Origin of the sequence: Primorskyibacter sp. S87 (assembly GCF_049801055.1) — a bacterium.
Lineage (GTDB): Bacteria > Pseudomonadota > Alphaproteobacteria > Rhodobacterales > Rhodobacteraceae > JBNAGF01.
The window spans coordinates 24493-37084 of sequence record NZ_JBNAGF010000012.1; the positions used below are offsets into that span (position 1 = coordinate 24493).

The window sequence follows — 12592 nt, forward strand, 5'->3', positions numbered from 1 at the left end:
TGAATACCTGCCTGCAAGTCATTGAATTAAGGAGGATTGATCATGAATAAGTCAAGTGGCCCGATTGGCGCTTTTGATGCCCGCGACGCAAGGGATGCGCGCGATGCCCGTGATGCAAGGGACGCCCGTGATGCCCGTGACGCACGGGGCGGATATGGCGGCAGCCCGACCTATCTGGGGATAGGGATCTCGCCCCATACCTTGCCAGAAGGGGGAAAAACCGGAGACGCGGCAAACTGGTGGTGGGCCGGAAATCAATGGCCTGCGACAACGCCCGTCGCCGCTACCGCGGCAGGTGTCCCGAAGCGGTTGCACGCGATTTTCCATCACTACAACAAGGCCCCGTTCAAAGACTGGTCTCCGGGCAATGAAGCAATTGCGTTCTTGTCCGAGTTTGCTGCGCAAGACGCTAACAACAGCGGCACGCTAGACTGGCAAACCGTCAACCTTCCGGCCCCTGCGCCGGGTCCGGGTTTCGAAACCGATTTCGCGTCGGTCCTTGGCGGAGAGGTCTACAAGCAGGAAGACGAATTGATCGAACTGGTCGGGCTGATCGAACACCGCGATGGGGTAATGGACGAGGCGCTGCAACAGCGGGATACCGTTATCGGGTATTTCCAGGGTATCGTTCCGTTTACCTATCTGTCGCATCCCGCGACCTACCGGCTGTGCCATCACGCGTTGGTGGCTGCGCAATTCATGGCGTTCTATTATAAGAAACAGTTCGACCGCCCACGCCCCTCGCAGTTGCAGCCGAGCCTGCTGCCTCCGATCGATGTGCCGCAGCACGCCAGCTATCCCAGCGCCCATGCAACCGAGGCGTGGCTGATCGCGCTGTGTCTCGACACGGTGATGCTGGATGCCGGCGGCGGGCATATCATGCGGACAACGCACAACGCGCTGACACGGAATGCGCTGCATGACATGGCCACACGGATTGCCCGCAACCGCGAGGTTCTTGGGGTGCATTACCCCTCGGACAGCGAGGCCGGCCGGTTCGTGGCTATCAAAGGGCTGGAAGTGATGAAGACCTGCCCCTCGGTTCTGGATGTGGGCGGTGGCAAACTGATGGAGAAGGCCCGTCAGGAATGGATCGGTTGGGAATAGACGAGGAGCCTTGAGCCACCGAACGCTTGAGAAAATCGGAGCGCGCGATCATGCTGGACCCCATGAGCCGGGATGTCGACAATTGGCTGGACGATCTCGGGCTGGGCCAATACGCGGATGTCTTTGCTAAAAACGATGTCGATCTGCGGGCCTTGCCCCTGCTCACAGGCGAGGATCTGAAAGAACTCGGGGTCAGTCTCGGCCACCGTCGGATCCTGCTTGACGCCATCGGACGCCTGTCCGGCGCCAAGGCGGCCGGATCGGAGACAGGTCGGGATCTGCCTGACGAACCAGAGGGGAACACCCCAACAGAACCGCCCGATGCGGGGGCTTTTGATGCTCCCTCTGGGCAAGACACGGCCGCGGCTGCAGCGGAGCGGCGGCATCTGACGGTTTTGTTTGCGGATCTGGTCGGATCTACCGAAATGACCAACAGGTTCGACCCGGAAGAGATGCGCGCGTTGCTGCAACGCTATCAGGACACGGTTGCGGGTGAAGTCAGTCGTTATGGCGGCTACGTGGCCAAGTATCTCGGCGACGGCCTGCTGATCTTCTTTGGATGGCCACGCGCCTATGAGGATCACGCCTATCGCGCCATCAAGTCGGGGCTGGAGGCGTTGCGCCGGGTGCAGAACATCACCGCGCCGGATGGCCAACCGCTTGCGGCAAGGATCGGCGTGGCCAGCGGTTTGGTGGTGGTTGGCGACATCGTCGGCGAGAACACCCGCGAAGAAGGGGCGATCACCGGGCCAGTTATCAATCTGGCCGCACGCATACAGGAACACACTCCGCCCAACAGCCTCGTTCTGCCGCAGGACGAAGCCGAGGCCGCACTGGGCCGGATCTTTGAGTTCTCACCGCTGGGAGAGATCTCGCTGAAGGGCTTCAGCCGCCCCCGTGCACTGGTGAAGGTCGAGCGCGAACGCGAGGCGGAAAGTCGGTTCCGGGCCCAGCATCAGCCGGATCAGCGCGGGTCGATGGTGGGTCGGCTTCACGAAAAGGGCTTGCTGGAACAGGCATGGCAACATGCGCGTGCGGGCCGGGGCGAAGTGGTTTTGCTGATCGGCGAGGCCGGGATCGGAAAATCGCGCCTGACCGAAGAGTTTCTTGTCGAGGACGTGGATTCGTCGGCGACAGATATCATCCGGTTGAACTGCGTCCCTTATCTTGCCAGCAGCCCGTTTCATCCGGTTGCAGAACGTATCGCCCGCGATGCCGGTATTCAGCCCAGTGACACGGATAATGCAATGCTCGCGCGGGTTCGTGCGCTGCTGGAGAGTCGGGCCGGGGTCGATGTCGATCACATGCTGCCCGTCTATGCCGCTTTGGTGGCGCCGGGCAGCGCCGAAGCTCGTGCCATTTTGGCTCTGTCGCCGCAGGAACAGCGTGAACTGACCACCGGCGCTCTGATTGACGTGATCAAGGCACGGGCAGCGGTCAAGCCGGTTCTTTTGCTGGTCGAGGATGCGCATTGGCTTGATCCGTCGTCCAAGGCACTGCTGGACCGGATCGTTGCAATCTGTTCGGACCTGCCGCTGATGGTGTTGATCACGCACCGGCCAGAATGGTCCCATGACTGGCCCGAGGGCGAGGCGCAGATCCAGACCCTGCGCCTGCGGCGGTTCGATGTGGAACAGGTGGCAGATCTGATCGAGCAGGTCTCGGGCAAAACTCCGGACGACAATCTGGTCGAACAAATCGTCGCCAAGACTGACGGTGTGCCGCTCTTTATCGAAGAGGTGACCCGCGCGATCTTTGCCGGAGGGCAGGAAGCGGGGGGCGTGCCATCCTCTTTGCAGGGAGTCTTGATGGCCCGGCTTGATGCTGTTTCCGAAAATGCCAAGCAGGTGGCACTGACCGCCTCGGTGATGGGGCGCGAATTTGAGCCGGAACTACTGCGCATTGCGATGGGCCGCAGCGCCGAGGACACTGCCGACAGCCTCGAGGAACTTCGGCGATCGGGTTTGCTGTTCGAAAGCGGTCACAACCGCGGGCATTTCGTTTTTCGCCACGCGCTGATCCGGGACACCGCCTATCAGTCGATGCTGTCCACAACCAGAAAGGCCCAGCATGCCGGCGTGGCCCGGGCCCTGCTGGCCGTCCGCCGGGCCGATATCGAACGCCAGCCCGAATTGGTTGCGCATCATCTGACCGAAGCGGGTGACCATGCGCAGGCCTATGATTGCTGGAAAGCCGCATCCGAAAAGGCTTTGTCTCGAAATGCGACCGAAGAGGCCGTCGCCAACTCCACGGAGATGCTGAAAGCGGCCGAGTTGCTGGGCCGTCCGGATGGCGAGGAAATCATCGCAGCCCAGATCCTTGTCGGGCGCAGCTACGAAGCCATTGGTCGGCTGCCCGAGTCGATTGCCATTCTGATCGACAGCTGCACGCAAGCAAAAGCAGCCGCAAAGCCCGAGTTGTTCGCTGATGCGGCATTCTATTTGACCGAAGCCGGGCTGTTGGCTCACGAACATCTGGATATGGCCAATGCGCTTTGTCAGGAGGCGCTTGCCGGTTTGCCAGAAGCCGACGAGGCGCGGCGCTGCCGGATCATGAGCCAGCTTGCCCGCAGCATGATGCATGCCGGAGAATTCGCCGAAAGCGTAGGCTATAGCGGGAAGGCGCTGAGCCTTGCCCAGCGACTGGGTGACATCAAGGCCCAGTTCTCGGTTCACATGGCCCGGTTTTTCGTCCCGGCGGTCGCGCGCACGGACGAAGAGGTGCGGGATTGGCGCAAGAGATTGCAACAGTTGCAGGCGCTTGCCGAAAAGCTCGGAAATCTGGACCGGGGGCGGGATCGTGCCATCAGCCTCTTCGTTTCGGCCGAGATGGGGGATCGCGGACAGTGGGAGTATTACCTCGGGCTGCTGAGCGAAGTTGCCGACGCCGATCGCCACCCGCAACTGTTCTGGGTCGAGACACACGCGCACGCCATGATGGCCATACTCGACGGCGACTTCGACTCCGCCGAGCGGTTTGCCAACAAGGCGCTGAAGATCGGGCGGCGCACGCATGGGCAACACGTAGAGGGCGTGTTCGGCGTGCAGATGTTCACCATCCGGCGCGAACAGGCGCGGCTGGGCGAGGTGGCCCCGGTCATTCGCAAGCTGATAGATGACAATCCCGACGACATGACATGGAAGCCCGGGTTCGGCGTGATCGCCTCGGAACTGGGATATACCGAGGCAGCCGAACGGATCCTGCACGAGGTGGCTGCAACCGGTTTTGATCTGCCGCTCGACGCGATCTATTCCACAACGCTGTCCTATCTGGCCGATATCTGTATTGCAGTGGGCAACGAAGCCCATGCCCAGACCATCTACGAGTTGCTGGCGCCTTATGCCGAACTGACGATTACGGCCGGGGTAACAACGGTCTGCAATGGCGCTGCCGGGCGCAAACTGGGCGGGTTGGCCGCGTTGCTGGGGGATTGGAACCGGGCGGAAACGCACTTTGAAACCGCGCTGAAACTGGATCAGGCGATGCGGGCAAGGCCTTGGATTACCCACAGCAAAGCCGATTACGCAACTGCCTTGCGCCGCCGTGGCAGGCGGGAGGATGCCGAACATGCCCTGGTGCTGGAAGCAGAAGCATTGGAAATTTGTCAGGAATTGGGTATGATTTCCCTAGGGGCAAGGCTTATGGATCATGTGAATTGAATTGCAGGATCTGTCTGCATTGCAGCACAGCAGGAGAGGTTCATGCCCAGATTTATTATCGAACGGCACTTTGCCGAGCGGCTTGAGCTGACCGATGACGGCAAGGCCCACATCCGGGAAATCAATGACGAAGAAGGAATTGAGTGGATCTTTTCCTTTTTGAGTGCGGACAAACGCAAATCCTATTGCCTCTATGAGGCTCCCGACGAAGACGCGCTTCGACGTGCCGCCGAACGGCTAGAGATACCGGCCGATGTGATTACACCGGTCGACAAGATCGATCCCGGCGTCTTCGCCTGAACAGATCCGGCGCGCAATTCCGGCGCCGCACAAAGAACGCCGGCTGAATCCGGATTAACCGGTTCTCGGCTCGGATGAATTTCAGGGCAGGCTGGCGGAAACCTTCCTTTAAGGGAAGGACAGACCCATGAAAGACATGAATGGACTGGACGGCGGCATGGTCGCTGTTGATCAGGACGTGATTGAGTTGCTTGACGTATCCCTGCGGGGAAACGTGCTGGTTCCCGGTTCGGCTGATTACGATGCCGCGCGGACAATCTGGAACGGAATGGTGGATCGCAAGCCCGGTCTGGTCATTCAGGCACTAGGCACCAGCGACGTTCAGAAGGCGGTGAATTTTGCCCGCAGGAACGGTTTGCTGATGGCGGTCAAATCTGGCGGGCACCAGATTGCCGGACACGCAGTCGCCGATGATGCTTTGCTGCTGGATCTGTCCCGGATGCGTTCCGTTCACGTGGACCCCGGGACCAAGCGGGCGAGGGTGGAGCCGGGCGCGTTGCTCGGCGATCTGGATCGCGAAACTCAGTCCCATAACCTGACGGTGCCGCTGGGGATCAACTCCACCACCGGCGTGGCCGGGCTAACCCTTGGCGGAGGCTTTGGCTGGACAACGCGCAAGTTCGGGATGACCATCGACAATTTGCTGTCGGCCGAGGTCGTGACAGCAAAGGGTGAGATCGTGACGGCCTCGAAAAACGAGAACCCCGATCTGTTCTGGGCGCTTCGGGGCGGTGGCGGAAATTTCGGAGTGGTCACCTCGTTCGAGTTCATGCTGCACGCGCTTGGGCCGCAGGTCCTGTCGGGGCTGGTTGTACACCCGATCGCCGATGCGCCGGGGCTCTTGCGCGAGTTCGCCACCATCGCCGACAATGCGCCCGAGGAACTGACGGTCTGGACCGTCATGCGCAAGGCGCCGCCGCTCCCGTTCCTGCCCGAGGAATGGCACGGGCGCGAGGTTCTGATCTTTGCGGCCTGTTATGCCGGTCCGCTGTCCGACGGAGAGGCCGCGATGGCCGATCTGAGGGCGCTGGGGACTCCGATAGTGGATGTGATCTCGCCGCATGATTTCGTCGACTGGCAATCTGCATTCGATCCGCTTCTGACGCCCGGTGCGCGGAACTATTGGAAAAGCCATGATTTCAGAGAACTTCCCGGGCCGGCCATCGATACATTGCTGGCAGCGATCGACAGCCTGCCGGATCCGGCCTGCGAGGTCTTCATCGCGCATGTCGGCGGCAAGATGGCGCGTGTTGGAAACACCGAAACCGCCTATCCGGAGCGCCGTGCGCATTTCATCATGAATGTACATACCCGCTGGGAGGATCCGGGCAAGGATGCGGTCTGTATCGGCTGGGCGCGTGACCTGTTTTCCAGCATGGAGCCATATTCCACCGGAAGTGTGTATGTGAACTTCATGCCGGCAGACGAAGTGGACAGGGTTTCAGGCGTTTACGGGGAAAACATGAAGCGGCTGGTCCAGGTGAAATCGAAATACGATCCCGAGAATTTCTTTCGGCTGAACCACAATATCCAACCCGGATGATCCGCTGGCCGGCCGGAGGCGATGCCGGCCCGAGCCGCAATCCGCCCATAAATGCAAGGCGTGGTCACTGGCGGCGTCAGTCTCGTCAGTCCTTCGGCGCAACGATCCGGCCGATCAGCCAAAAAAACGCGCCCCCGGATGGGAGCGCGATTTTCCCGAGACTCGCGCGCCGCAGGCGGTCGCACGCTGGCCTCTGGCCCGCGGTGAACCACCGCTGAACAATCTGTCAGACGGTCGTGCCCTTGATGCGGATGGCGCAGCCAACGCTGCCTGCCAGCAGGCCGACGCCAATGGCGATGAACAGATCCAGAAACTCGATCTGGCTCATATCAAAGCCTGCGAACAGGAGTGTCTCGGCCAGCCCGACCAGTCCGCCCATCGCTGCGGCGAGAAAGATGTTCCGGGTGGTCAGGCCAAGCGCAAGGCCAAGAATACCCGGAAGGCTGAGGATGTTGCCGGCAATTGTGCCCAGAAGATTTAGCATGGGATCAGCCTCCGGGGTTTTCTTTTGAGTTCTGGTTGAGATATCCGCGGATGCCGTCGAGATCGATCATGGCGTCTTTCTGCGGCTCGGATTTGGGGCTCAGGCCCAGCTCATCCACAACACGCTTGTATTCTTCCTGATATCCTTCGGGCAACCGGTGCGCGATGCCCTGATGGCAGTCGATACAGGTCATGTTGTTGTCAAGCGCGCGCTGGTGTTCGGATGCGGCACGACCTTCCTGAACCGTAAAGTCCATATAGTCGAACTTGTGGCAGTTCCGGCATTCCCGGCTGTCGGATTGTTTCATCTTGGTCCAGGTTTGGGCAGCCATCTGCAAACGGTGGCTTTCGTATTTTTCCGCCGTGTCGATCGTGCCCATCAGCTCGTGATAGACGTCCTTGACCGCCATCACCTTGGCTTTGACCTTGTGGTTCCATTCTTTCGGAACGTGGCAATCCGAACAGATCGCGCGGACACCCGAGCGATTGTTGTAGTGGATCGTTTCGCGATACTCGCCCAGATTGGTTTCCATGGTGTGGCAACCGGTGCAGAATTCTTCGGTGTTGGTCATTTCCATCGACCAGTTGAAGGCACCCCAGAACAGGATACCGGCCAGAAAGCCGACGATCAGTGTAAATCCGACGCTGAGCACACCGGAAGGGGTCCAGAACCAGTTCCAGATGCGGCGAAAGAACCCTTGGTGCGCGGCGGAGTTGTTATTTTCTGTCATTGTCTCATTCCTTGCTCGCGATCACTCGGGGCTCAGTTGCCGCTCGAGGCTTCGAATGTGTTGTCCACCAGCGCCGGGGCATCCACCTGCGGAACATGGCATTGGTTGCAGAACCAGCGGGTGCCGGCGACCTGATCCAGCTGGTTGCCTTCGCGGTCAAGGTAGTGCGTCATCGACAGCGTCGGCGCGTTGCGCTCACCTGCGACTGTCCAGTCGTGACAGCTCAGGCAGCGGTTGGCCTTGAGGTCGATCTGGTACTGGTCGATCGAGTGGGGCACCAGCGGCGGTTGCTGTCGGTAGTTGCGGGGAAACCGCTTTTTGTCCTGATGAAACAGGTCTTCGACCACGTTGATATCGTCGATCTGGGTTCCGCGCAGGGTTTGGACCGGCGCCGACTGGGCGATGGCAAAGCTTGCGCTCAACAGTACCGCGGCGGCGATGGCGCTGAATTTGGCTTGCATTTTCATGGTTTTACTCCGTGTCTTGCTCAGGCGGCGGCGTTGGCCCTGGTTGCAGGTTGAGTTCGTGCTCGGGCGTCACGGCCCGGTGCGGGCGTGTCGTCGAAACGGTGGGTAAAGGAAAAGACGTCCTGTGCGCAGACGTCGATGCAGCGACCGCAATTGGTGCAGTCCGGCGAAAGAATGAGGGGGGTGTCCGCATCGGACCCCCGCAAGGCGGGCGAGATGACCTGCATCTCGGGGCAGACGGCGAAACAGTCCATGCAATCGTCACAGGCCGCGCGTTTGCCGGCCGACACCCGCAGGGCCGATTTCTGACCCAGCAGCCCATAGAAGCTGCCCACAGGGCAGAGATGCCCGCACCAGCCCCTGCGCGACACAAATAGATCGAACAGGAACACCGACGCCACAAAGGCCCAGGCAAACCCCATTCCGAATATTAGTCCGCGATGCAACATGCTGATCGGATTCACGAATTCCCATGCAACGGTGCCCGTCAATGCTGAAACAACAAGCACCATTGCCAGCACCCAGTAGCGGGTGCCCGATTTCGGCTGCCAGCCCTTTTGCAGGCCGAGTTTGTCATGCAGCCAGTGAGCTCCATCGGTGACAGGATTGATTGGGCAGACCCACGAACAATAGACCCGACCGCCGATCAGCGCATAAGCAACACCGACGATCCCTGCGCCGATCAGTGCCGTCAGCTCGGGCCAATGCCCGCCGAGAATGGATTGCACGGTGATGAACGGGTCTGTCAGGGGCAGAAAGCCGAATGTGAGAGAGCCGGACAGGTTGCCCTTGACCCACCAGATGCCGAACCAGGGGCCGATCAGAAAGATTGCGAGGAAGAACACCTGCGTGGTCCGGCGCAACAGCAGAAAGCGATGCGCCCGCCACCAGCCGAACTTTTCGACGGCTTCCTGTCCGACCGGTGTTTGAACCTTGCTGCTCATTGACCCGCCCCCGGAAGTTTAAAACCGGGTGTGAAACCGCCTTCCATCGACGAATCTGGCATGCCCTCCGGCAGGTATCCGCCCGGCGCCACAAGGTTGTCGGTGCCCGGGCCGGGTAGGCGGTCGGGCAGATCGATCAGTTCATCCACAAGCGGGTTCTGGTCTTCCCAACCCAGTTTGTAGTGATCTGCCGCATCGGCGCGGGCAAGGCGGCGGGGCAGGATCTTGATTGCGGAGGCTTCTGGCAGAACGCAGGATTTTTCGCATTTGCCGCAGCCGGTGCATTTGTCAGCATGCACCGTGGGCATGAAAATCGCATGGGCGCCCGAGCGTTCATTGTGCGAGCGTTCCAGCGTGATCGCTTCGTCGATCACCGGGCAGACCCGATAGCAGACGTCGCAGCGCAGCCCGAGCGCGTTGAGACAGTTTTCTTCGTCTATCAGCACCGCCACACCCATGTCGGCATCGTCGATATTGGTAAGCCCCTTGTCGAGCGCACCGGTCGGGCAGGCGGCAACACACGGGATGTCATCACACATCTCGCAGGGAATGTCGCGGGCGGTGAAGTACGGGGTGCCGGTGGCCGGGCCGTCATAGCCAAGCTCGGCCAGTTTCAGCGTGTCATAGGGGCAGTCGCGCACGCACAGGCCGCACCGGATACAAGCGGCGAGAAACTGGTCTTCGTCGATTGCTCCGGGCGGGCGAATTGCCTGAGCGGGCAGGGCGCGCGCATCCGATACGATGTGGGCCAGTCCCATGCCCGCCACCGCGCACCCGGCAACACCCCGGGCCGTATCCTGCAGGAAACGGCGCCGGTCCATCGGCCTTGGTTTGCGGTTCGGGACGGACATGGGTTTTCCTTGCTTGCTTCAGGTCAGGCGCGCTGCACCTTGCAGGCGCATTTCTTGAAGTCGGTCTCTTTCGAGAGCGGGCAGGTCGCATCCAGTGTCAGCTTGTTGGTCAGCTGTCCTTCGTCGAACCACGGCATGAACACGACCCCCTTGGGCATCTTGTTGCGTCCGCGGGTTTCGACCCGGCTGAGCACCGTGCCGCGGCGGGTGGCCAGTTCGATCTCCTGACCGCGGCGCAGCCCGCGCTCCTTGGCGTCGTCGGGGTGCATGTAGACCACGGCGCTCGGGTAAGACCGGTGCAGTTCCGGGACACGGCGGGTCATCGAACCGGAGTGCCAGTGCTCCAGCACCCGGCCGGTGACCAGCCACAGGTTGTATTCCTCGTCCGGCACTTCCGGCGGCGCCTCGTAGGGGGCAAAGATGATGTTCGCCTTGCCGTCCTTCTTGCCGTAGAACTGCACGCCCTTGCCCTTTTCGACATAGGGGTCATATCCCTCGCGGAAGCGGTAGAGCGTTTCCTTGCCATCGACGACAGGCCAGCGCAGGCCGCGGGCCTTGTGATAGACTTCGAACTCGGCCAGATCGTGTGCCTTGCCGCGGCCGAAATCGGCATATTCCTCGAACAGGCCCTTCTGAACATAGAAGCCAAAATCCTCGGACTCGTCGTTGGCAAAGCCCTCGGCGGTTTCGGACAGCGGGTATTTGTTAACCTTGCCGTTCTCGAACAGGATCTCGAACAGGGTCTTGCCGCGATATTCGGGTTTCTGGGCAATCAACTCTTCCGGCCAGACCTCTTCGACCTTGAACCGTTTGGAGAATTCCATCACCTGCCAGACATCCGACTTGGCTTCGCCCGGCGCGTTGACCTGCTGACGCCAGAACTGGGTGCGGCGTTCGGCATTGCCGTAGGCGCCTTCCTTTTCGACCCACATGGCGGTCGGCAGGATCAGGTCGGCGGCCAGAGCCGTCACGGTCGGGTAGGGATCGGAAACGACGATGAAGTTTTCGGGGTTGCGATACCCTGGCCAGCCTTCCTCATTCAGGTTGGGTGCAGCCTGCATGTTGTTGGTGCACTGTACCCAATAGGCGTTAAGATCTCCGTCTTTCAGTTTGCGGTGTTGAAGAACAGCGTGGAAACCGGGCTTGGGCGGAATGGTGCCCTTGGGCAGCATCCACTTTTCTTCGGCCAGATCGCGATGCGCCTCGTTCATGACCACCATGTCGGCGGGCAGGCGGTGGGCAAAGGTGCCAACCTCGCGGGCGGTTCCGCAGGCTGACGGTTGCCCGGTCAGCGAGAAGGGCGAGTTGCCCGGTTCCGAGATTTTCCCGACCAGAAGGTGCACGTTATACATCAGCGAGTTCACCCACGACCCGCGGGTGTGCTGGTTGAACCCCATGGTCCAGAGCGACATTACCTTGCGGTTCGGGTCGGCATACTGCTTGGCCAGCCGTTCCAGCTGAACGGCAGGGACACCGGACATTTCCGAAACCTTTTCAAGGGTGTATTCGCTGACGGCCTCGGCGTATTCCTCGAAAGTGATCGGCGTCAACTTGCCGTGCTTGCCCTCGTGTGAGGGATTCTCGGCTTCCTGTTCCAGAATGTTCTCGGGGCGCAGGCCATAGCCGATATCGGTTGCCGTCTTGGTGAAGTTGACGTGGTTCTTGACGAACTCCTCGTTCACCGCACCGGACTGGATGATGTAGTTGGCAATGTAGTTGAGGATCGCCAGATCGGTCTGCGGCGTGAAGATCATGCCGTTGTCGGCCAGTTCGAAGGACCGGTGCTCGAATGTCGAAAGCACATGCACCTCGGCGCCCGGTTTGGTCAGGCGGGTATCGGTCAGGCGCGACCACAGGATCGGGTGCATCTCGGCCATGTTCGAACCCCAGAGTACGAACGTATCGGCATGTTCAAAGTCGTCATAGCAACCCATCGGCTCGTCGATGCCGAAGGTCCGCATGAACCCGACCACAGCCGAGGCCATGCAGTGCCGGGCGTTGGGGTCGATGTTGTTCGAGCGCAGACCCGCCTTCATGAACTTGGCGGCCGCGTAGCCTTCCCAGACGGTCCACTGGCCCGAGCCGAACATACCGACCGAGGTTGGCCCCTTCTTGGCAAGCGCCTCTTTCCATTTCTCGGCCATGATGTCGAAGGCCTCGTCCCAACTGATGGGTTCGAACTCACCGTTCTTGTCATAGGCACCACCGGTCTTGCGCAGCAGGGGCGTGGTCAGGCGGTCCTTGCCATACATGATCTTGGACAGGAAATAGCCCTTGATGCAGTTCAGGCCGCGGTTTACAGGCGCTTTGGGGTCGCCCTGTGTGGCCACCACGCGACCATCCTTGACGCCGACCAGAACGGAACACCCGGTGCCGCAAAACCGGCATGCGGCCTTGTCCCAGCGGATATCCGGGCCGTTGATTTGCGCCGCAGCTGCATTGGGCAGGGTAATACCCGTGTAGGTTTGCGCATAGCACTTCGCACACCCCATAATTCTGCGCATTTC

The 12592-nt window shown here is 60.6% G+C and carries 10 protein-coding genes; 4 read left to right on the forward strand and 6 right to left on the reverse strand.

What is annotated here, in order from left to right:
• Nucleotides 1-42: 42 nt before the first annotated feature.
• The 4 genes from ACP15U_RS17655 to ACP15U_RS17670 all read left to right on the forward strand — a co-directional run bounded on the left by ACP15U_RS17655 (nt 43) and on the right by ACP15U_RS17670 (nt 6609).
• On the forward strand, nt 43-1107 hold the full coding sequence (locus ACP15U_RS17655; RefSeq protein ID WP_425046478.1) for a hypothetical protein: 1065 nt from the start codon (nt 43-45) through the stop codon (nt 1105-1107).
• A gap of 50 nt (nt 1108-1157) precedes the next feature.
• A complete protein-coding gene (locus ACP15U_RS17660; protein ID WP_425046479.1) occupies nt 1158-4766 on the forward strand; it encodes an AAA family ATPase in 3609 nt (1202 codons plus the stop codon).
• Nucleotides 4767-4808: 42 nt separating this feature from the next.
• Entirely contained in the window at nt 4809-5066 is a 258-nt protein-coding gene (locus tag ACP15U_RS17665; protein WP_425046480.1) for a DUF4242 domain-containing protein, read from the forward strand.
• A 127-nt stretch (nt 5067-5193) separates the two neighbouring features.
• Entirely contained in the window at nt 5194-6609 is a 1416-nt protein-coding gene (locus ACP15U_RS17670; protein WP_425046481.1) for an FAD-binding oxidoreductase, read from the forward strand.
• A 226-nt stretch (nt 6610-6835) separates the two neighbouring features.
• On the opposite strand, the gene ACP15U_RS17675 is transcribed toward ACP15U_RS17670, so the two are convergent.
• The 6 genes from ACP15U_RS17675 to napA are packed head-to-tail and all read right to left on the reverse strand — an operon-like array spanning nt 6836 to nt 12589.
• Nucleotides 6836-7093: a hypothetical protein gene (locus ACP15U_RS17675; protein WP_425046482.1), complete on the reverse strand. Its 258-nt coding sequence runs from the start codon at nt 7091-7093 to the stop codon at nt 6836-6838.
• Nucleotides 7094-7097: 4 nt separating this feature from the next.
• On the reverse strand, nt 7098-7823 hold the full coding sequence (locus ACP15U_RS17680; RefSeq protein ID WP_425046483.1) for a NapC/NirT family cytochrome c: 726 nt from the start codon (nt 7821-7823) through the stop codon (nt 7098-7100).
• A gap of 32 nt (nt 7824-7855) precedes the next feature.
• Nucleotides 7856-8290 carry a nitrate reductase cytochrome c-type subunit gene (locus tag ACP15U_RS17685; RefSeq protein ID WP_425046484.1) on the reverse strand — a complete coding sequence of 145 codons (435 nt, stop codon included), beginning with the start codon at nt 8288-8290 and terminating at the stop codon, nt 7856-7858.
• Between the two features lie 20 nt (nt 8291-8310).
• On the reverse strand, nt 8311-9234 hold the full coding sequence (napH, locus tag ACP15U_RS17690) for a quinol dehydrogenase ferredoxin subunit NapH (protein WP_425046485.1): 924 nt from the start codon (nt 9232-9234) through the stop codon (nt 8311-8313).
• Nucleotides 9231-10085 carry a ferredoxin-type protein NapG gene (gene napG, locus ACP15U_RS17695; protein WP_425046486.1) on the reverse strand — a complete coding sequence of 285 codons (855 nt, stop codon included), beginning with the start codon at nt 10083-10085 and terminating at the stop codon, nt 9231-9233. The genes napH and napG overlap by 4 nt, the downstream gene beginning before the upstream one ends.
• A 23-nt stretch (nt 10086-10108) precedes the next feature.
• Nucleotides 10109-12589 carry a nitrate reductase catalytic subunit NapA gene (gene napA / locus ACP15U_RS17700; protein ID WP_425046487.1) on the reverse strand — a complete coding sequence of 827 codons (2481 nt, stop codon included), beginning with the start codon at nt 12587-12589 and terminating at the stop codon, nt 10109-10111.
• Nucleotides 12590-12592: the final 3 nt, after the last annotated feature.